This is a genomic window from Streptosporangium sp. CA-135522, assembly GCF_050949235.1.
In the GTDB taxonomy this organism is placed as follows: domain Bacteria; phylum Actinomycetota; class Actinomycetes; order Streptosporangiales; family Streptosporangiaceae; genus Streptosporangium.
Genome location: NZ_CP192026.1, coordinates 8,669,819 through 8,688,952 on the forward strand (window position 1 = coordinate 8,669,819; position 19,134 = coordinate 8,688,952).

Annotated in this window: 22 protein-coding genes and 3 tRNA genes; 13 read left to right on the forward strand and 12 right to left on the reverse strand. The window is 70.5% G+C overall.

The window, feature by feature from the left end:
* Window positions 1-114: 114 nt before the first annotated feature.
* From ACQPYK_RS40850 to leuC, 4 genes are all read right to left on the reverse strand, one after another.
* Window positions 115-414 carry an HU family DNA-binding protein gene (locus ACQPYK_RS40850; protein ID WP_306865021.1) on the reverse strand — a complete coding sequence of 100 codons (300 nt, stop codon included), beginning with the start codon at window positions 412-414 and terminating at the stop codon, window positions 115-117.
* 142 nt (window positions 415-556) lie between these two features.
* Window positions 557-811 carry a hypothetical protein gene (locus ACQPYK_RS40855; RefSeq protein WP_433243991.1) on the reverse strand — a complete coding sequence of 85 codons (255 nt, stop codon included), beginning with the start codon at window positions 809-811 and terminating at the stop codon, window positions 557-559.
* Complete coding sequence (gene leuD / locus ACQPYK_RS40860) at window positions 790-1,377, reverse strand: 3-isopropylmalate dehydratase small subunit (protein ID WP_433243994.1); 588 nt, start codon at window positions 1,375-1,377, stop codon at window positions 790-792. The genes ACQPYK_RS40855 and leuD overlap by 22 nt, the downstream gene beginning before the upstream one ends.
* Before the next feature lie 12 nt (window positions 1,378-1,389).
* Complete coding sequence (gene leuC / locus ACQPYK_RS40865; protein ID WP_433243997.1) at window positions 1,390-2,769, reverse strand: 3-isopropylmalate dehydratase large subunit; 1,380 nt, start codon at window positions 2,767-2,769, stop codon at window positions 1,390-1,392.
* Window positions 2,770-2,839: 70 nt separating this feature from the next.
* On the opposite strand from leuC, the gene ACQPYK_RS40870 reads away from it, so the two are divergent.
* On the forward strand, window positions 2,840-3,556 hold the full coding sequence (locus tag ACQPYK_RS40870; RefSeq protein ID WP_433244000.1) for an IclR family transcriptional regulator: 717 nt from the start codon (window positions 2,840-2,842) through the stop codon (window positions 3,554-3,556).
* 51 nt (window positions 3,557-3,607) lie between these two features.
* Complete coding sequence (locus ACQPYK_RS40875; RefSeq protein ID WP_433244003.1) at window positions 3,608-5,353, forward strand: hypothetical protein; 1,746 nt, start codon at window positions 3,608-3,610, stop codon at window positions 5,351-5,353.
* 70 nt (window positions 5,354-5,423) lie between these two features.
* Here ACQPYK_RS40875 and ACQPYK_RS40880 read toward each other — a convergent pair whose 3' ends face one another.
* The 4 genes from ACQPYK_RS40880 to ACQPYK_RS40895 form a co-directional block, all read right to left on the reverse strand.
* Window positions 5,424-6,293 (reverse strand): SGNH/GDSL hydrolase family protein, encoded by an 870-nt coding sequence (locus ACQPYK_RS40880; protein WP_433244006.1) that lies wholly within the window; start codon window positions 6,291-6,293, stop codon window positions 5,424-5,426.
* 147 nt (window positions 6,294-6,440) lie between these two features.
* A tRNA-Glu gene (locus ACQPYK_RS40885) sits at window positions 6,441-6,513 on the reverse strand.
* A 15-nt stretch (window positions 6,514-6,528) separates the two neighbouring features.
* Window positions 6,529-6,604 (reverse strand) — tRNA-Glu (locus ACQPYK_RS40890).
* Between the two features lie 61 nt (window positions 6,605-6,665).
* Window positions 6,666-6,737: transfer RNA gene (locus tag ACQPYK_RS40895), tRNA-Gln, on the reverse strand.
* Window positions 6,738-6,911: 174 nt separating this feature from the next.
* Here ACQPYK_RS40895 and ACQPYK_RS40900 point away from each other — a divergent pair.
* On the forward strand, window positions 6,912-8,891 hold the full coding sequence (locus tag ACQPYK_RS40900) for a M3 family metallopeptidase (protein ID WP_433244009.1): 1,980 nt from the start codon (window positions 6,912-6,914) through the stop codon (window positions 8,889-8,891).
* A gap of 118 nt (window positions 8,892-9,009) precedes the next feature.
* On the opposite strand, the gene ACQPYK_RS40905 is transcribed toward ACQPYK_RS40900, so the two are convergent.
* Complete coding sequence (locus tag ACQPYK_RS40905) at window positions 9,010-9,552, reverse strand: PadR family transcriptional regulator (RefSeq protein WP_433244012.1); 543 nt, start codon at window positions 9,550-9,552, stop codon at window positions 9,010-9,012.
* 54 nt (window positions 9,553-9,606) lie between these two features.
* Between ACQPYK_RS40905 and ACQPYK_RS40910 the strand changes: the two genes are divergently transcribed.
* On the forward strand, window positions 9,607-10,869 hold the full coding sequence (locus ACQPYK_RS40910) for an MATE family efflux transporter (RefSeq protein WP_433244015.1): 1,263 nt from the start codon (window positions 9,607-9,609) through the stop codon (window positions 10,867-10,869).
* Between the two features lie 40 nt (window positions 10,870-10,909).
* Here ACQPYK_RS40910 and gltX read toward each other — a convergent pair whose 3' ends face one another.
* Window positions 10,910-12,241 carry a glutamate--tRNA ligase gene (gltX, locus tag ACQPYK_RS40915; protein WP_433259066.1) on the reverse strand — a complete coding sequence of 444 codons (1,332 nt, stop codon included), beginning with the start codon at window positions 12,239-12,241 and terminating at the stop codon, window positions 10,910-10,912.
* Between the two features lie 28 nt (window positions 12,242-12,269).
* Window positions 12,270-13,046, reverse strand: coding sequence for a fumarylacetoacetate hydrolase family protein (locus tag ACQPYK_RS40920; RefSeq protein WP_433244018.1), 777 nt, complete (start codon window positions 13,044-13,046; stop codon window positions 12,270-12,272).
* Window positions 13,047-13,377: 331 nt separating this feature from the next.
* Between ACQPYK_RS40920 and ACQPYK_RS40925 the strand changes: the two genes are divergently transcribed.
* The 7 genes from ACQPYK_RS40925 (at window position 13,378) to ACQPYK_RS40955 (ending at window position 16,617) form a co-directional block, all read left to right on the forward strand.
* Complete coding sequence (locus ACQPYK_RS40925; RefSeq protein WP_433244021.1) at window positions 13,378-13,884, forward strand: Asp23/Gls24 family envelope stress response protein; 507 nt, start codon at window positions 13,378-13,380, stop codon at window positions 13,882-13,884.
* On the forward strand, window positions 13,881-14,147 hold the full coding sequence (locus tag ACQPYK_RS40930) for a hypothetical protein (RefSeq protein WP_433244024.1): 267 nt from the start codon (window positions 13,881-13,883) through the stop codon (window positions 14,145-14,147). Before ACQPYK_RS40925 ends, ACQPYK_RS40930 begins: the two co-directional genes overlap by 4 nt.
* Window positions 14,144-14,332, forward strand: a complete 189-nt coding sequence (locus tag ACQPYK_RS40935; RefSeq protein ID WP_433244027.1) for a hypothetical protein — start codon at window positions 14,144-14,146, stop codon at window positions 14,330-14,332. The genes ACQPYK_RS40930 and ACQPYK_RS40935 overlap by 4 nt, the downstream gene beginning before the upstream one ends.
* Window positions 14,329-14,802: an Asp23/Gls24 family envelope stress response protein gene (locus ACQPYK_RS40940; protein ID WP_433244030.1), complete on the forward strand. Its 474-nt coding sequence runs from the start codon at window positions 14,329-14,331 to the stop codon at window positions 14,800-14,802. Before ACQPYK_RS40935 ends, ACQPYK_RS40940 begins: the two co-directional genes overlap by 4 nt.
* Window positions 14,799-15,482, forward strand: coding sequence for a DUF6286 domain-containing protein (locus ACQPYK_RS40945; protein WP_433244033.1), 684 nt, complete (start codon window positions 14,799-14,801; stop codon window positions 15,480-15,482). The genes ACQPYK_RS40940 and ACQPYK_RS40945 overlap by 4 nt, the downstream gene beginning before the upstream one ends.
* 5 nt (window positions 15,483-15,487) lie before the next feature.
* Window positions 15,488-16,075 carry an alkaline shock response membrane anchor protein AmaP gene (locus tag ACQPYK_RS40950; protein ID WP_433244036.1) on the forward strand — a complete coding sequence of 196 codons (588 nt, stop codon included), beginning with the start codon at window positions 15,488-15,490 and terminating at the stop codon, window positions 16,073-16,075.
* Between the two features lie 107 nt (window positions 16,076-16,182).
* Window positions 16,183-16,617, forward strand: a complete 435-nt coding sequence (locus ACQPYK_RS40955) for an antibiotic biosynthesis monooxygenase family protein (protein WP_433244039.1) — start codon at window positions 16,183-16,185, stop codon at window positions 16,615-16,617.
* A gap of 63 nt (window positions 16,618-16,680) precedes the next feature.
* Here the strand turns inward: ACQPYK_RS40955 and ACQPYK_RS40960 are convergent, their stop codons facing one another.
* Entirely contained in the window at window positions 16,681-17,277 is a 597-nt protein-coding gene (locus tag ACQPYK_RS40960) for a cyanamide hydratase (RefSeq protein ID WP_433244042.1), read from the reverse strand.
* A gap of 71 nt (window positions 17,278-17,348) precedes the next feature.
* Here ACQPYK_RS40960 and ACQPYK_RS40965 point away from each other — a divergent pair, with 71 nt between their 5' ends.
* Complete coding sequence (locus ACQPYK_RS40965; RefSeq protein ID WP_433244045.1) at window positions 17,349-18,335, forward strand: GlxA family transcriptional regulator; 987 nt, start codon at window positions 17,349-17,351, stop codon at window positions 18,333-18,335.
* A 96-nt stretch (window positions 18,336-18,431) separates the two neighbouring features.
* The gene (locus ACQPYK_RS40970; RefSeq protein WP_433244048.1) at window positions 18,432-19,049 is read left to right on the forward strand and encodes a cysteine hydrolase family protein; all 618 of its coding nucleotides are present in this window, start codon (window positions 18,432-18,434) and stop codon (window positions 19,047-19,049) included.
* Window positions 19,050-19,134: the final 85 nt, after the last annotated feature.

A 19,134-nucleotide genomic window follows, 5' to 3' on the forward strand; every position in this document is an offset into this window, starting at 1 on the left:
CCCAGGGCGGGGCGGCCACCCGGCGCGTCCCGTCCCCCGACGATCCGCGCCCCCGTCTCCGACGATCCGGACGCCCGGACTCCCCAGGGGAATCCGGGCCGCCCGTGTGGAGCCCTACTTTTTCTTCGCGGCCTTCTTTCCCTCCACGTTGACGAGCTCCTTGAAGTCCGAGCCGGGACGGAACTTCGGGCCCCAGCTTTCGGCGACCTTGATCTCGGCGCCGGTCGAAGGGTTCCGAGCCGTGCGAGCGGGCTTGTGCACCATCTCGAAGGCGCCGAAGCCCGTGATGGAGACCTTGTCTCCGCCGGCGACAGCTTTCTGAATGGCGTCGAGCACCGCGTTCACGGCCTCTGTGGCCGTCTTCTTGTCGCCCACCCGATCCGCGATCGCGTCGACGAGTTCTTTCTTGTTCATTAAGGTTGCTCCCCCTGCTACCGATGTCTGGGAGTGGGTCATGAGGCAGAAAACCCGTCTCACCCGATTTGTCGCGGCACGAGGTCTCAACAGAACGAGAAACCCCTTGCCCGCTTGAAATTAGGGGACGGAGCCGTGCGACTCAATCACCTTCCGCAATGTTTCCAGCACTCGGCGTATCTGAAACCAGAGCATCAAGGTCTAGAAGGAATAAATCAAGACGCCCCGCTGCATGGCTGAGATCACGCTTGGCGACATCACAGATGGAAAGCAGGCGCCTGGCCAGGCGCTCCCTCTGCGCGACGGACACGCGCAGCGAACGGACGCGGCGGTGCGCATCGCGCAGCCGCCACGCCAGCTCGTTCTCTGAACGCGTCAGACGGTCGTCGGCAGCCATGGCTGCCGACCATTCTCGTACGCCGCGACGGAATCGGCGTTGCGCAGGGTCAGCCCGATGTCGTCCAATCCCTCCATCAGACGCCAGCGGGTGTAGTCGTCGATCTCGAACTCGGCGATCTCCCCGGCCCAGCGAACCTGGCGTTCCCCCAGGTCAACGGTGATTTCCAGGGTGGAATCGGCCTCCACCGCCGTCTGCAGGGCCTCGACCGTGGCGGCCGGAAGGACAACGGGCAGCAGACCCATCTTGGTGGAATTATTACGGAAGATGTCGCCGAAACGGGCCGCGATGACGACGCGGAAGCCGTACTGCTGCAAGGCCCAGACCGCGTGCTCGCGCGAGGAGCCGGTGCCGAAATCGGGTCCGGAGACGAGAATCGAGGCGCCCTCGTGGGCGGGGTCGTTCAGGACGAAGGCCGGGTCCTCACGCCAGGCCGAGAACAGGCCCTTCTCGAATCCGGTCCGGCTGACCTGCTTGAGCCAGACCGCGGGGATGATCTGGTCGGTGTCCACGTTGCTACGGCGCAGCGGCACGGCCCGGCCGGTGTGGTTGGTGAAAGCTTCCATGATCGGGATCTCCTAGACCAGGTCGGCGGGCGCGGTCAGTTTGCCGGTGACGGCGGTCGCTGCGGCGACCTGCGGGGAGACCAGGTGGGTACGGCCGCCCTTGCCCTGGCGCCCCTCGAAGTTGCGGTTGGACGTCGAGGCGCTGCGCTCGCCGGGGGCGAGGGTGTCGGGGTTCATGCCCAGGCACATCGAACAGCCCGCCTCGCGCCACTCGGCGCCCGCGGCCTTGAACACCTCGTGCAGCCCCTCCTGCTCGGCCTGGAGCTTGACCAGCATCGAGCCGGGGACGATCAGCGTGCGGGTGACGACCTGGCGTCCGCGCAGTACCTCGGCCACGGCCCGCAGGTCCTCCAGGCGCCCGTTGGTGCAGGAGCCGACGAAGACCGTGTCCACCTCGACCTCGCGCAGCGGGGTGCCCGCGGTCAGACCCATGTATTCCAGCGCGCGCTCGGCCGCGGCCGGGTCGTCGGTGTCCTGCGGAGCCGGCACCGCCGCACTCAGGGGAGCGCCCTGGCCGGGGTTCGTGCCCCAGGTGACGAACGGGGTCAGCGTCGTGGCGTCGATCTCCACGACCGTGTCGAAGACGGCGTCCTCGTCGGTCGTCAGCGACTTCCAGTATTCGACCGCGGCGTCCCAGTCGGCGCCGGTCGGCGCGTGGGGACGGCCCTTCAGGTATTCGAAGGTCGTCTCGTCAGGAGCGATCATGCCGGCCCGCGCGCCCGCCTCGATCGACATGTTGCAGACGGTCATCCGGCCCTCCATGGAGAGCTTGCGGACGGCCTCGCCGCGGTATTCGACGATGTAGCCCTGACCGCCACCGGTGCCGATCTTGGCGATGATCGCCAGGATCAGGTCCTTGGCCGTGACGCCGACCGGCAGCTCGCCGGAGACCTCGATGGCCATCGTCTTGGGCCGGTAGGCGGGCAGCGTCTGGGTGGCCAGCACGTGCTCGACCTCGGAGGTGCCGATGCCGAAGGCGATGCCTCCGAAGGCCCCGTGGGTGGAAGTGTGAGAATCGCCACAGACGATGGTCATGCCCGGCTGGGTGAGGCCGAACTGCGGCCCGATGATGTGCACGACGCCCTGGCCGGCGTCGCCCATCGGGTGCAGCCGGATGCCGAATTCGGCGCAGTTCTTGCGCAGCGTCTCGACCTGGGTCCGTGACACGGGGTCCTTGATCGGGCCGAGCAGGGTCGGGACGTTGTGATCTTCGGTGGCGATCGTGAGTTCGGGTCGCCGGACGGGGCGACCCGCCATGCGCAGGCCGTCGAACGCCTGCGGGCTGGTCACCTCGTGAATGAGGTGAAGGTCGATGTAGAGCAGATCAGGTTCTCCATCGGCACGTCGCACGACGTGCTGCTCCCAGACCTTCTCCGCCAGCGTGCGGCCCATGTCGCCTCCTTGCGATCGCTATTCCGCACCCCACTTGCTTTCTCATATGTCGAGACGGCAGTATCGGTGTATGGACAACTCTAGCGGAGTCGGCGTACTCGACAAGGCCGTGCTCGTGCTCAATGCCCTTGAAGCCGGTCCGGCGTCCCTCGCCCAGCTCGTCCAGGCCACCGGTCTGGCACGCCCCACCGCCCATCGACTCGCGGTCGCCCTGGAGCATCACCGCATCGTCTCCCGCGACACGCAGGGCCGGTTCGTGCTGGGTCCCCGGCTGTCGGAGTTGTCCACGGCGGCCGGGGAGGACAGGCTGCTGGCCGTGGCATCGCCGGTGCTGGCCCAGCTCCGGGATCTCACCGGGGAAAGCGCGCAACTTTACCGGCGCCAGGGTGACGAGCGGGTGTGCGTGGCGGCCGCCGAGCGCTCCAGCGGGCTGCGCGACACCGTGCCGGTCGGCTCGGCCCTGCCCATGCTCGCCGGATCGGCGGCGCAGATCCTGCTGGCCTGGGAGGAGCCGGACCGCCTGCACCGCGGACTGCGCGGGGCCAAGTTCACCGCGGCCACGCTGGCGAGCGTCCGGCGCAGGGGATGGGCGCACAGCGTCGGCGAGCGCGAGCAGGGTGTGGCCAGCGTCTCGGCGCCGATCCGGGGCACGGGCGGCAAGGTGGTCGCCGCGGTCTCGGTCTCCGGCCCGATCGAGCGACTCACCCGGACGCCGGGCAGGTTGCACGCCGCCCCCGTGGTCACCGCGGCCGAGCGGATCACCGAGTCGATGCGACGGGCCAACTGAACCGTGCGATATGGGGAGGCGAGCACCCTTGCGGCCCCCTAGGCTGGGTAGGTGACAGATCGCATCGAGGCAGCCGCCGTTGAACTGCGTCCCCTGCTCCAAGAATTCATCCTCTGGGCACGCGAGAACGCGCCCGGCAGCGATTCCAACCTGGTCGGTTCGGTGAGCCTGTGGCATCGGCTGACCGCCTCCGACGACGTCGGCCGGTGGCGGCAGGCCGATCTGCGCGCGGTGCTGCTCGACCGGATGCCACAGGTGGTGGAGGACCCGGACGCCGCCGCCGACGGCATGGTGCCCGCGGTCCGCGCCTACCTGACCTTCCTGTCGGAGACCGACCGGCTGGTCAAGGGCTCCGCCTCGCTCAAGGATCTGCTCGCCGAGCTCGACGACCTCGAGGACGACTTCGTCGATGCGATGGAGGACCTCGTCGTCGAGCAGGACGAATACGACGACGAGGAGGAGGAGGAGGAGGAGGCCGAGGGGCTGGGCGACTTCGAGCCGTTCGCCGACGAGCTGGCCGAGTTGCCGACGATCCGGCTGCGCCCCGACGCCGAGCTGGCCACGGCCACCCGGAGCGCGTCCCTGATCACCAAGGCGCGCGACCTCGCGCTCTGGGTCGGGTCCGAGCGGCAGGTGGGCGAGACGAGCCTGCTCACCGACGCCGAGATCGTCGAGGCTCTCGGCGCTCTGGGACTGCCCGTGCCCGAGACGGGCGGCAAGCCGCTGGCCGACTCCGTGCCCGCGCTCTGGAACATCTGGAACCTCGCGATCGACCTGGACTTCCTCCAGCCCGAGGGCGAGGACACCGTCAGCGCCGACGCCGACACCGCCGACTGGCCCTTCGAGGAGGACGACGACGCGCTCGACGTCTGGATGGCCGGCCTGCAGTCGATCGACTACGGCGACCCCGAGCTCGACGACGAGGACGCCACGATCGCGCTGTCGGGACTGACCCGCGCGCTACTGGTCCGGGTGCTGCTGGCGACCGGCTCCAAGCCGCTTGCCGAGCTCCGCGCCGAGCTGGCGGAGGCCGCCGCCGAATACGACGAGCAGGGCGCCGACGCCTGGGCCGCGGCCACCGCGCAGTACGGTGACCCGCTCAGCCCCGTGCTCAACTGGCTGGCCGGATACGGCATGGCCGAGGTCGAGCACGACCAGGTACGGCTGACGCCGCTCGGCATGGAGGGCGTGGTCCATCTGGCCGACGAGGCCGACATCGAGCTGGACGCCCGGCCCGCCATCGACGCCATGACGGCCCTGGACCTGCTCTCCTTCAGCGCGGAGCTGCCCGAGGAGGAGGCGGACGCCGAGTTCGCCGCCTGGCTGGAGCTGCGTGAACCGGACCAGGCCGCCAAGGAGCTGCTGGAGGCGGCGGCCGAGGACGACGCCGACGCCCTGGTCCGGGTCCAGGCGGCCAGCATGGTCGGCTCGCTCGGCGAGGTCGCGGTGCCCGCCTGGCGGGACGCCCTCGACGAGCCGTCCCTGCGCCCCTACGCGGCCACCCACCTGGCCCAGCTCGGCATCGACGACACTCCCCCGCCCACCCAGGCCGACACGCACTGGCTCATCCTCGACATGCTCACCATCTCCGCCGGTCTCGGCCGACCGGAGTTCGTCAGCAGCCTGGACGACATCGGAAACGCGCCGAACCTGATCAACCTGCTCGACGTGATCTGGAAGGTGCCGCACCCGCACCTGGAGGAGCTGCTGGAGGCGATCGGCGAGGCTCATCCGGACAAGCAGGTCGGCAAGGCCGCCAAGCGGGCCCTGTTCAAGGCGCGTTCCACGCACAACTGACGCCGCGCCGCCCCTGCGCGGCGTGCGGCCCCCTCCGGCGCCGCCGCGACCCGCGCTGGGGCGCCGGACGTCACCGAAAGGGTCCGGACCACCCGACGGGCGAAACGCCCGGCAGAGAGCCGACCAGCCCCTCGGCCCAGGCTTCGTAACCCGCGGCCGAGGGGTGGAAGCCGTCCACGGCGAAGACCCCGTCCCGTCCCGGGGGGATGTCCACGCTCACATGGGTCGCACCGGCGGTGTCGTTCGCCACGTGTCGCATCACCCGGTCGAGCGCCCGCGCGCGCAGGCCCAGGACCGCCCGCAGCGGCTGCGGCAGCGCGGGGAAGCGGTCCACCGGCGGCATCCCCGTCATCAGGATCGGCACGTCGGCGATCCTGTCGCGCACGGCCGCGACCAGCTCGCGCAGCTCACGCTCGAACCGGGGCGGCCGGTTGAGTTCGAGCAGCTCGTTGATCCCGAGCACGACCACCACCACGTCGGCGGGCTCCAGCAGGGGGACCAGTTCGGCGGTGGTGGTCCGGGTGTTGATCCCGCTCCTGGCCACCACCTGCCAGCTCACGGGCCCTGCCGTCCGTACGGCCGCCGCCCGGGCGAGATGGCCGGCCAATCCCTCGTCGTGGGTCGCGGCACCCACGCCCGCCGCGGTCGACTCACCGAGCACGGCCAGCCTGAGCGACGTGCCCGTGCTTGTACCCGTGCCCGTACCGGCGCCTGCGACCGTGCCGGCGCCCGTGCCCGTACCGGCGCCCGCGCTTGTGCCCGCGTCCGTGCCTGTGCCCGTGCCCGTACCGGTGCCTGCGACCGTGACCGTGCCGGCGCGTGGCCCTGACGCCTCCGGTAGCCGGGGAGTGCCGCGCCGGACCTTGAGCCCCTGTACGGCCAGCACGGGAGCGAGAAGAAGGGTGATCGGCTGCGCCAGCCGTACCGGCAAATCGGTCATCTTCCACCTCCAGCGGACGGATCGCCCTCCATTTTGGACAGTAAAACTATCCAATAGGAGGCGATCCCGGATACCGGGATCCTGAAAACCGGGATCCTGAAAGCAGAAAACCCCCGGAAGCCCATGCTTCCGGGGGTTTCACCCATGTAGCCCCGACCGGATTCGAACCGGCGCTACCGCCTTGAGAGGGCGGCGTCCTAGGCCACTAGACGACGGAGCCTTGCGAAGGTGACAGTGGTAGTCCCGACCGGATTCGAACCGGCGCTACCGCCTTGAGAGGGCGGCGTCCTGGGCCACTAGACGACGGGACCCTACACACTGTCGTCGGACTCGGAGAAACCGAATCCGCAGCACCTCCCGAAGGAGGTGCAGCTGGGGTACCAGGACTCGAACCTAGAATGGCTGAACCAGAATCAGCTGTGTTGCCAATTACACCATACCCCACCGCGTTTGACCCCCTTGCGGGGCTCGCTGGCGACTCCGAAAGAATAGCCCAGGTTGGGGGTCAAGGCCAAAACGATTGGCGACGGCCGGTTCCCCGTGACGCCGGAGTGCGGTCGAGGGTCCGTTATGTAACGCTGCTGTCGGAGATCCGTCCGCACGTGAGGAGCCCGCGCCTTGACCGACAACCCGTTCTTCACCCCCAGCACCCTGCCCTACAAGTTGCCCGACTTCGCCGAGATCCGGGAGGAGCACTACCTGCCCGCGTTCGAGCGCGGCATGGCCGACCAGCTCCAGGAGATCGAGGCGATCGTCGCCGACCAGGAGCCGGCGACGTTCGCCAACACGATCGAAGCACTGGAGCGTTCCGGCCAGATCCTGAGACGAACCGCGACGGTCTTCCACAGCATCGCCTCCTCCGACGCGACCGACGGCGTCAGGGAGATCGAGACCGAGATCCTTCCCCGGCTGACCAAGCACGACGACGCCATCCACCTGAACCGCGCTCTCTACGGGCGCATCAAACAGGTCACCACCGACGATCCGGAGGAGGCGTGGCTGCTGGAGAAATACCGTGTGGACTTCGTCCGGGCCGGCGCCGACCTGTCCGAGGCCGAGCAGGAGCGGCTCAGGGGGCTCAACGAGGAGCTGACCCGGCTCGCCACCGCCTTCTCGCAGAACCTGCTGACGGCTTCCACCGCCTCGGCGCTGGTCGTCGAGGACGCCAAGGAGCTCGACGGGCTCTCCGAGAGCGCCATCAAGGCGATCGAGAAGGACGGCACGTACACGCTGCCCCTGCTCAACTTCACCAATCAGCCCGCTCTCGCCGAGCTGGCCGACCGGCAGACCCGCAAGAAGCTGTACGAGCTGTCGGTGAGCCGGGCTCCGGAGAACTTCGACCTGGCCGTCAGGCTGGCGACGCTGCGCGCCGAGCGGGCCGCCCTGCTCGGCTACCCCAACCACGCCGCCTACTCCGTCGCCGACCAGACGGCCAAGACGACCGACGCCGTCGAGGAGATGCTCGGCAAGCTCGTGGGCCCGGCGGTGGCCAACGCCCGCCGCGAGGCCGAGTCGCTGAGCGAGCAGGCCGGCTTCCCCATCGAGGCGTGGGACTGGTCGTTCTACGCGGAGAAGGTGCGCAAGGCTCGTTACGACTTCGACAGCTCGGAGCTGCGCCCCTACTTCGAGCTGGACCGGGTGCTCCGGGACGGCGTCTTCCACGCCGCCGGCGAGCTGTACGGGCTCACCTTCACCGACCGGGACGATCTGGCCGGATACCACCCGGACGTGCGGATCTTCGAGGTGTTCAACGCCGACGGCTCCCGGCTCGGCCTGTTCGTGTTCGACCCCTACGCCCGGCCGACCAAGCGCGGCGGCGCGTGGATGAACAACCTCGTGGACCAGTCGCACCTGTTCGGCGACCTGCCCGTGGTGATGAACAATCTCAACGTCACCAAGCCCGCCGAGGGTCCGACGCTGCTGACCTTCGACGAGGTCAACACCGCCTTCCACGAGTTCGGCCACGCCCTGCACGGCCTGTTCTCCGACGTCCGCTTCCCCCGGGTCTCCGGCACCGAGGTGCCGCGCGACTTCGTGGAGTATCCCTCGCAGGTCAACGAGATGTGGGCGACCTGGCCGTCGGTCCTCGCCAACTTCGCCAAGCACCACGAGACCGGCGAGCCGGTCCCGGCGGAGCTCCTGGAGAAGATGAAGGCCGCCGAGAAGTTCAACCAGGGCTTCGCGACCGTGGAGTATCTCGCCGCGGCGGTGCTCGACTGGGCCTGGCACAAGCTGGCCCCCGGCGAGACCGTCGAGGACGCCGAGGCGTTCGAGGCCGCCGCTCTGGAACGCGCGGGAATCGCCTTCGACCTGGTCCGCTCCCGCTACCGGACCAACTACTTCGCGCACATCTTCTCCAGCGGCGTGGGGGGCTACAGCGCCGGCTACTACTCCTACATCTGGAGCGAGGTGCTGGACGCCGAGAGCGTCGAGTGGTTCAAGGAGAACGACGGCCTCAAGCGCGGCAACGGCGACCACTTCCGTTCCGCCCTGCTGTCGGTCGGCGGCTCCATGGACGTGATGGACGCCTTCCGCAACTTCCGCGGCCGCGACCCGCGCATCGAGCCTCTGCTGGAGCGCCGCGGCCTGCTCACCTGAGTCACCCGCCCGCGCACGACGGCACGCGCGGCGAGCACCCGCGCGGCGCCGCCACCCGCGCCGGGACGGGTGATCCGTCCCGGCCGGGCCCCTGCCGCCGGACGACGGCGGGTGGCCGCTAGGGGGCGGCCTGCAGGGCCGCGATGGCCTCTTCCAGCCATCCCCTCTCGGCGGCGCCCGTGGCGCGGGCGATCAGCAACATGCCTCGACGGAACGGGTCGGCGACCTCCTCGGCCCGCACCGGCCTGCCGTCCCGGTAGAAGAAGCTGGTGGGGGCCTCCAGGAAGGCGAGGCGGCGGCGGAGCACCCGAGCCTGGTCCGCGGGGTCGGGAAGCTGGGACAGGAAGGTCAACAGACCGAAGAAGCGGGTCTGGTCGCTGATGTCGAGGTCGGCGGGCTCCCTGAGCCGTCGCAGGAGCTCTGTCCCGCCTGCCTCGGTCAGCGTGAGAACCTGGCGGCGGGCCGCCCCCGCCCCCTCCTCCTCGTGCCGCTCCACCAGCCCGGCCTTCTCCAGGCGGGTGATCGCCGGATAGAGCGCTCCGTCGCTGACCGGACGGAGATGGCCGCTCAGCTCCAGGATCCGGGCCTTGAGCTCGTAGCCGTGCATCGGCCCCTCTCCGAGGAGACCGAGGATCGACAGGGTAAGGTCGCCGCTTGCCATGGAAGCATCGTAACGCTATACCTCTAAAAGATATAAAACGAAAAGAGATATAGTGTGAAGCTGATCCGCCTTGCCCTGCCCGTCTACGTGGAGTTGCTGACCGCCGTGGTCGCGGTCGGCCTGATCGACCTGCTGTGGGTCTCCAGCCTGGGCAGCCCGGCCGTTGCCGCGGTGACGATCGCCACCAGCACCGAATACCTCGCCCTGGGTGCCGTGCTCGCCCTCCAGACCGGGACGACCGTCCTGGTCGGCAGGCGCGACGGCAGGGAGCCGATCGCGCCGGTGGTCCGCACCGCGTGGCTGCTCTGGGCGGCGGTCAGTGCGGCGGTGACGATCCCCGGCGTGCTGCTGCGCGAGCCGCTCGCCCGGCTCTTCACCGACGACGCCGTGACGGCCGGGCTGACCGCCGACTTCTACCTGATCTCCCTTGCCGGGATCCCGGTCTTCTTCGCCCAGTCACTGACGGACGGGATCTTCAAGGGTCGCGGTGACACCACGACCCCGATGCGCGCCGCCCTGCTCTGCAACGTGCTGGTGATCGCCCTCGACCCGCTGTTCATCTACGGCCTCGGCCTCGGCGTCCGGGGAGCCGCCGCGGCGACCGTGCTGGCCCGGACGATCACCCTCGCCGTCGCGCTGAGCCTCCTGCTACGGCGGACGCCCCGCGACCGCACGGCGCGCGCGAACCGTGCGGACGCCGTGGCCATCGTCCGCACCGGCCTGCCCATGTCCGGGGACTTCCTGGCCAGATCCCTCGTCGGCATGGCCTTGGTGGAGGTGGTCGGCGGGTTCGGCGTGGCGGCTCTGGCGGGCTACGGCATCGGGACGAAGATCATGCTGGCCGGCGTGATGGCCTTCTACGCGCTTCGCCAGGCCGCGATGATCCAGATGGCCCGCTCCGGCGAGACGGGACCCGCCCTCCGTTACGGCCTGGCGGCGGGCCTGGTCGTCGCCGTCGCGCTCAACGCCGTCGCCGTGCCCGCGGCGGGCCTGTTCACCGGCGACCCCGCGGTGGCCGCCGCGGCCGTCGGCTTCCTGCGCTGGATGACGCTCTATCTGGTGCCGTTCGGCGGCCTGATCTCCCTGGGCGGGGTGCTGCAGGCGAGCGGGAGGGGCACCCGGCTGCTGGCCGCCACCCTGGCGGGCTTCGTCCAGCTGCCCCTCGCCTACGCGCTCGGCCCGGCGCTCGGCCCCACCGGCGTCTGGCTGGCGATGGCGGTGGGGGCCTCGCTGCCGCTCGCGGTCGTCGCGAGGCCAGGACGCCCGACCGGCACCGCCGTGGTCACCACGACGGCCGCCGCCTCACGCTCCCGGTGAGCTCCGGGCCTCGCCCGGCTGCGGGGCCGACCGCCGCGGCTCAGCCTCGCAGCCGGGCCAGGGCCGCGCGGATCCGCTCCATCGAGCGCTCCCGGCCGAGCGCCTCGATCGACTCGAACAGCGGCAGGCCGACGGTCCGGCCGGTGACGGCCACCCGGACCGGAGCCTGGGCCTTGCCGAGCTTGAGACCGTGTTCGGCGCCGACCTCCTCCAGCGCGGTCTTGAGCGACTCGGGGTCCATCGCGACGCTCTCCAGACGGTGGAGGTAGCCGGTGAGGATCTCCACGGCGGAGCTCTTCATGCCCTTGTCCCACGACGCCTGGTCGAAGACGGGCTCGTCCAGGAAGAGGAAGTCCACGTTCGCGGTGATCTCCGACAGGACCGCGATGCGCGTCTGGGCGAGCTCGGCGACCTTGGCGAAGGTCTCCCGGTCCCAGCTCGGGTCGAGCCACGGCTCGCAGCGGGCGATGAAGGTCGAAAGCGGCAGCGCCCGGATGTATTCGCCGTTGAACGCGCGCAGCTTCTTCTCGTCGAAGAAGGCCGAGGACGGGTTGACGTTCCCCAGATCGAACAGAGGCACCATCTCGGACCAGGGCATGATCTCCTGGTCGTCGCCCGGCCCCCAGCCGAGCAGCATCAGGTAGTTGACCATCGCCTCGGCGAGGTAGCCCTCCTCGCGGTAGGACTCCAGAGCGACCTTGTCACGGCGCTTGGACAGCTTCTGGCGCTTCTCGTTGACGATGACCGGCACGTGCGCCCAGACGGGCGGGGCGACGCCGAGCGCCTGCCAGAGCAACTGCTGCTTGGGCGTGTTGGACAGGTGTTCCTCGGCGCGGACCACGTGGCTGATCCGCATCTCGATGTCGTCGACCACGTTGGCGAGCACGAACAGCGGGGAGCCGTCGGCGCGGGCCACGACGAAGTCCTCCATCGCGTTGTTCGGGAACTCCACCGTGCCGCGGACCAGGTCCTCGACCACGGTGACGCCGTCGTCGGGGGTGCGGAAGCGGACCGCGCCCTCGGTCAGCCCCCGGCCGCGACAGAAGCCGTCGTAGCCCTTGTGCTCCGAACCGGTGCGCGCCTTCACCTCGTCGCGAGTGCAGGTGCAGTAGTAGGCGCGGCCGTCGGCGACCAGTTTGGCGACCGCCTCCCGGTGCTGCTCCTCGTAGGCCGACTGGAAGTAGGGGCCCTCGAAGAACGGGCTGTCGCCGTTGATGCCGATCCAGGCCAGCGCCGAGATGATGCCCTCGGTCCACTCCGGCCGGTTGCGGGCGGCGTCGGTGTCCTCGATGCGCAGCACGAACGTGCCGCCGGACTGCTCGGCCAGCGCCCAGTTGAACAGCGCCGAACGGGCGCCGCCGACATGGAACATGCCGGTGGGAGACGGAGCGAAACGAACCCTAGTCACGGGAGACCACCCGGTTGGTGAGAGTGCCGATTCCTTCGATGCCGACGCTGACCTCGTCGCCGATGTCCAGCGGGCCGACCCCTTCGGGCGTCCCGGTGAGGATGACGTCGCCGGGGATCAGGGTCATGACCGCGCTGACGTGGGCGATCAGCGTCGGGATGTCGTACATGAGCTTGGAGGTGCGCGAGCTCTGCTTGACCTCGCCGTTCACCGTCGTGGTGATGCCGACGTCGCTCGGGTCGAGCTCGGTCTGGATCCACGGGCCGAGCGGGCAGAAGGTGTCGAAGCCCTTGGCGCGGGTGAACTGGACGTCCTTCTTCTGCAGGTCCCGGGCCGTGACGTCGTTGGCGCAGGTGTAGCCGAAGACGACCTCGTGGGCCCGCTCAGCGGGGACCTCACGGCAGAGCCTGCCGATGACCACGGCCAGCTCGCCCTCGAAGTCGACCCGCCGGGACAGCCCGGTCGGGTAGGCGATGGCCTCCCCCGAGCCGATCACCGAGGTGGACGGCTTCAGGAAGACCAGCGGCTCGTCGGGAACGTCGCCGCCCATCTCCTGGGCGTGGTCGGCGTAGTTCTTGCCGATCGCCACGACCTTGCTGGGCAGCATGGGCGCGACCAGCTTGACCTGCGAGAGCGAGTAACGCTCACCGGTGAACTGGATCGGGCCGAACGGGTGCCCGGAGATCGCGGAGATGAACTCCTCGCCGGGTCCGCCCTCGACCACGCCGAATCCGACACCCTCACCTGTGGAGAACCTCGCTATACGCACACGACAAGGCTAGTCGGGCTCGAGGTCCCGCCGGACCGCCCCGGCGCCGAACCGCCCGCGCGGCGCCGGAGGCGGTGGCGCCGTACAGACGCCCGGGAGTGCCGAAGGACGCCGAACGGCCGTTCAGGGGAGGTTCGGGGGGACGGCATCCATCCCCATGAAAACCCATAAATCACATCTCTCTTCCACAAAGCTCTCTAATGGGATTAATCGCTCACATCCATGATTCACCCAGGAAAAGGTATGTGCTGGTTGCTGTTGTTATGGGGGGTATTACGCCCTGTAAGCAGCATGGGGAGACACACCGTCTCCCCCGGGGGAGGTAATCGACGTGACCGAAGCCAACACGGTGAACGTGCCGGCAAGGGGCGAGGAGACCTCGGTGCCACGGGCCCGGACCGACGCTCCCACAGGCCAGGGAAGCCTGGTGACCCCCAAGGGGACCACGAGCATCGACAGCGGTGTCGTCTCGAAGATCGCGGGCCTGGCGGCCCGTGAGGTGTCCGGCGTCTACGACATGGGTGCCGGCACCGCGCGCGCACTCGGCGCGGTCCGCGGCATGGTGGGTGGCGAGAAGAGCGTCACACAGGGCGTGTCCGTCGAGGTGGGCGAACGGCAGGCGGCGGTCGACCTCGACCTGGTGGTCGAGTACGGCGTGGCCATCCCGGACGTCGCCGCGGCCGTGCGCCGCAACGTGATCCTGGCCGTCGAGCGGATGACCGGGCTGGAGGTGACCGAGGTCAACATCAAGGTCGACGACGTCCACATGCCCGGCCAGGACAAGGAAGGCGACAGGGGCGGGACGGAGGAGTCCGAACACGGGCCCCGCGTCCAGTGAGCGAACTCGCGCACGAGATAGCCGCCGTCGTACGGCGCTGCCCCGACGTCACCGACCTGTCGGGCGGCCCGTTCGGAACCGTGGCGACCTACCTGCCCGGCGAGCGGGTGTCCGGTGTCGCGGTGCGCGATCACGAGGTGGAGGTCTCCATCGTCGTCCAGATGGGACGGCCGCTGCCGGAGATCGCCGAAGAGGTGCGGACGGCCCTCGCCCCCCTGGTGGGTGACCGTCCGGTGAACGTCCATATCGGAGGTATTCGATGAACCAGTTCCCCGTGTGGAGCGTCGTCGGCGTGATCGTCGGCGTCGCCCTCGGCTTCGCGGCGGCCTTCGGTGGCCTCGGCGCGTTCCTTCTGGTGCTCGTCCTGGGTGCCGTCGGGTTCCTCATCGGCCGCATCGTCGAGACCGGCGAGATCGACCTGTCCCGGCTGGGCGTGAGGCGGCAGTGACCGCTCCGGTGGAGCACCGTGCCGCACCGGCCGACGCGCCGGCGGACGTGCGCGGTCTGCCCGCCCAGCGGGCGGGAGGCGACTCGTCGGCGGACACGTCGACTCCCGCCCGGCTCACCCGGCCGGTACGGCCCGCCGTACCGGCCGAGCAGCGCGGCAGGACGGACATCCCGGAGCGGGTGGTCTCGCGCATCGCGGCCCACGCGGCCGGGGAGGTGGTGGGGGTGCGGGAGGTCCGCGAGCGGGGGCCGCTGGCCTTCGGGGGACGCACCCACGCCACAGTGGACGGAGAGCTCACGGTGCTGAGCCTGGACGTGGCGGTGGAGTATCCCGCCCCGCTCCTGCAGGTCACCGAGGCGGTCCGGAGGCATGTCGCCGACAGGGTCCGCCTGCTGACCGGTCTGCACATCGGCCACATCGACATCGACGTGACCGGCGTGGTGCCCGCCCGCGGGAAGGACGGCGGATGACGGCCCCTGCCTCCGGCCCGCCCGCCCCGCTCTCCGGCGCCCACCCGGCCCCGGAGAGACCGACCGCACCCGGCGCGGAGATCGCGGAACGGTCCTCGTCACCGGTGTCCGCCGAGGTTCCCAGGAACCGGGCGGCGGACCGGGCGGCGAGCAGGGCCTTCCGTCCGCGCCGGGTGGTCCCCGCAGTGATCACGGCGGCGGTGATGACCCTGCTCGGCGTCCTCGTGGCGGTGGAGGCGATCTCCGCGCTGCTCGGCAACCCGGTGCGCTGGGTGCCGTACGACCGGATGCTGGGCTGGGCGTCGTCGACGCCCTGGAGCGACCCTCGGGTGATGCTGGGGGCGAGCGTGGTCACCGCGCTGGGCCTGCTTCTGGTGCTGCTGGCGCTCGTCCCGGGCCGGCCCAGGCTCATCCCGGTCAGGACCGGCGACCCCGAGTTGATCATCGGCGTGCAGCGCCGGGGCTTCGTCCGTTCGCTGGCTCACGCGGCCCGTCAGGTGCAGGGCATCGACCACGCCCAGGCGCGGCTGCGGGGCGGGACCGCGCAGGTGACGGTGCGCACTCCCATGCGGGACACCACCGGGCTGGCGGAGGACGTGCGGCGGGCCGTCACCGAACGGGTCGCGGCGCTCGCCCCGGTCGACGACTACCCCGTACGCGTGAACCTGCGAGGAAAGTGATCGCCATGGACAGGAAGACCGCCCGGGGCAACCGGCTGGGACTGCTGATCACAGGCCTGCTGCTGACGGTCGCCGGCGGCCTGGTGGTCGCCCGTGGCGCCGGCGCGTTCCCGCAGGCGTGGGCGCCCGCCCGGGAGCCGATCGTCAACGGCCCGGTGCGGGAGGCCTTCGCCCGCTACCACCCGTGGCCGTGGTGGGCGATCGCCGCCGCCGGGGTCGTGCTGGCCCTGCTGGGCCTGCGCTGGCTGCTGGTCCAGGGACGGCGCGCCAGGCTGGGCGACATCCGCCTGGCGAGCGGCCCCGGCGGGGTCACCGACCTGCACACCGGCGGCGTCACCGACGCGGTGGCCGCCGACGTCAGCGCGCACCCCGCGATCCTCGGCGCCAGCGCCACGATGGTCGGCACGAACGCGCGCCCGGCGGTACGGCTGCGCGTGGTGGCCGACGAGAGCGCTCCGATGAGCGCGATCCGCGAGCAGCTGACCGGGGTGGCGATCCCGCACATGCGCCGGGCGCTGGAGACCGAGCACATCCCGGCCGTCGCCCAGGTGAACCTGGAGGAGCCGCAGCGATCCCGCAGGACCCTCGCCTGACCGCGCCGCCCTCCGCCCCGCCGCCCGCCGCGCCGCGCCGCATCCCTCCGCCCGCCGCGAAGGCGGCGCTCACGGTGCGGATCCGTCCTGTGGGGCAGGATGGCCTTATGAGCGTTGTCAAGATCAATGTGCTGACCGTCCCCGCCGAGCAGCGTGCGGAGCTCGAACGCCGCTTCTCCGGGCGGGCCGGGATGGTGGAGTCGGCCGACGGTTTCGAGTGGTTCGAGCTGCTCCGCCCGCAGGAGGGCACCGACCGATATCTCGTCTACACCCGCTGGAGGTCCGAGGAGGACTTCAAGCGGTGGACGGACAGCCAGGCCTTCCAGCGGGGTCACGCTCGGGCGTCCGCGGACGCGGGAGCGCAGAACCACGGGCAGGAGACCGGCCAGGGTCACGGTCAGGAACACGGCCAGGGTCACGGTCACGGGCAGGAGGCCGGCCAGGGACACGGTCATGGACACGGCCAGGGGCCGGCCGCGACCGGGGCCACGCTCTGGTCGTTCGAGGTGGTGCAGAGCACCGGCCCCAAAGACGAATCCTGAGCCGGGGTCCGCGCCCCGGCCCGTCCGGTGGCGCCGGCCCCTCAGGGAAGCCCCGGCGGGACCTCAGCGGTCCAGCACGTTCGCCCGGATGCGCTCGGCGACGCCGGCGCGGACGAACGTGCCGGCCAGGCTGTCCGGCTTGCGCTCGGCCTGGTCCCTGAAGCACGCGATGAACTCCTCGCCGAGCCCCAGCCGGGGGTAGCGCTCCAGTACCTCGGCCCGGAGCGCGGCCGGGAAGTCCTCAGATCGCCGGCCGGAGATGTCGAGGGCGGTGGACAGCTCCAGCAGGTGGCCCTCGGGGTCCTCGGAGACGTCCACCTTGTCCCACATGTGGCGCACGATCACCTCGGAGGCGCGCACGCGCCGCTCGACGGGCCATCCGGCTCCGGCGGCGAAGACCCAGGCGAGGTGTCCCCCGGCCTCCTCGAACGGCACGGTGTGGCTGTCGAACTCCTTGACCAGGCCGATGTCGTGCAGCATCGACGAGACGTACAGCAGCTCGGCGTCGAAGGCGATGCCGTTCGCGGTCCCGTACGCCGCCGCCCACAGGTAGGCCCGCACGGAGTGGTTGAGCAGGGCGGGCGAGCAGTAGGCGGCGGCGACCTCCAACGCGGCGCGGGAGGCGGTGGTCTCGGGGATCACGATGTCGGCGAATCTCATGCCCCCAGTCTCCCCCGATGGGGGAAGGGCCCGTGAGCGGCCGGGAGGCCAACCATCGATAGAATCCCGCCATGGGGTTCGGGACGGTCGCGGTGGTGTTGTTCGACGAGATCCCGCTGTTCGAGGCCTCGGTGCCGATCGCGGTCTTCGGGGAACGGCGCGGCGGGCTGCCGGAGTTCGACATGCGCGCGGTGTCCGCCGAGGGCGGCCCGGTGCGGACGGACGCCGGCATCGCCCTGGCCGCGCCCCACGGCCTGGATTCCGTGGACGACGCGGACCTGGTGATCGTGCCGACCTGGCGGCGCCCGCTCGGCCGCCCGCCGGCGCGGGAGGCGCTGGACGCGCTGTGCCGGGCCCACGAGCGAGGGGCGACGGTGGTCGCCCTCTGCCTGGGCACGTTCGTCCTCGCCGCCGCCGGCCTGCTGGACGGGCGCACGGCCACGACGCACTGGCGCTACGCCTCGCTGCTCGCCTCGACGTACCCGCGGATCCAGGTCGAGCCCGACGTTCTCTACGTGGACGAGGGTGACATCCTGACCTCGGCAGGGAGCGCGGGCGGCATCGACCTCTGCCTGCACCTCATCCGCCGGACGTACGGCTCGCGCGCGGCCAACGACATCGCCAGGAGCCTGGTGGTGCCGCCGCACCGGGCCGGCGGGCAGGCCCAGTACATCGACCACCCCGTGCCGGCGCCCACCGGCGGCGACCCGCTCGGCGAGACCCTCGACTGGGCTCTGCGCCACCTGGACCAGGAGCTCACCGTGGACGCCCTGTCCGCCCGTGCCCTGATGAGCCGCCGCACCTTCGACCGGCGCTTTCGCCAGGTCACCGGCACCACACCCACCCAGTGGCTGCTCCACCAGCGGATCCTGCAGGCCCAGCGGCTGCTGGAGACGACACGGGAACCGGTCGAGCTGGTGGCCCGGAACGTGGGCTTCGCCTCCGCGGTGGCACTGCGACCGCATTTCCGCCGCCAGGTCGGCGTCTCCCCCACCGCCTACCGGGAGACCTTCGGCGAACCCGCCACGGCCGACCCCGCGGACCGCGTCGCCGGGTGAGCGCCGGCGGGTCGCCCGCCGGCTGGCGCGATCGTCGCGGTGAGTGGCCGGGAGAGCTCTCACGCCGATACGGCGCGCGCCCTCAGGCTGGAGGACATGAAACGAGCGCTGATCGTCATCGACGTCCAGAACGAATACTTCACCGGCAACCTGCCCATCGCCCACCCCCCGCGCGAGGAGAGCCTGGCCAACATCCTGGCCGCCATGGACACCGCGCGCGAGCACGGCGTCCCGGTGATCGTGGTCAAGCACACCTCGCCCGCCCAGTCGCCGCTGTTCGCCGTCGGTAGCCATTCCTGGGAGCTGCACGAGGAGGTGGAGCGCAAGCCGTACGACCACCTGATGGAGAAGACGATGGCCTCCTCCTTCGCGAAGACGGACCTGGCCGGGTGGCTGGACGCCCGGGGGATCGACACGCTGACCGTCGCCGGATACATGACCCAGAACTGCGACGAGTCCACCGCCCGCGACGCCTTCCACCGCGGCATGGCCGTGGAGTTCCTGTCGGACGCGACCGGCACGGTCGCCATGTCGAACCGGGCGGGCAGCGTGACGGCCAAGGACCTGCACGACCACGTGCTGGTGGTGATGGACTCCAACTTCGCCTCGGTGGCCACCACCGCGGAATGGGCCGACGCGGTCAAGACGGGCGAGTCCCTGCCGCGTCCGAGCATCTGGGCGAGCACGCGCCCGCAGGACCAGAAGGGCGTTTAAACGCCGCGCTCGCATCTAGTTGCTAACGATGTGCTGGAAGAGGGCAACCCGGCTTGACCGGTTTGGTGGGATTCGGTCACCATGA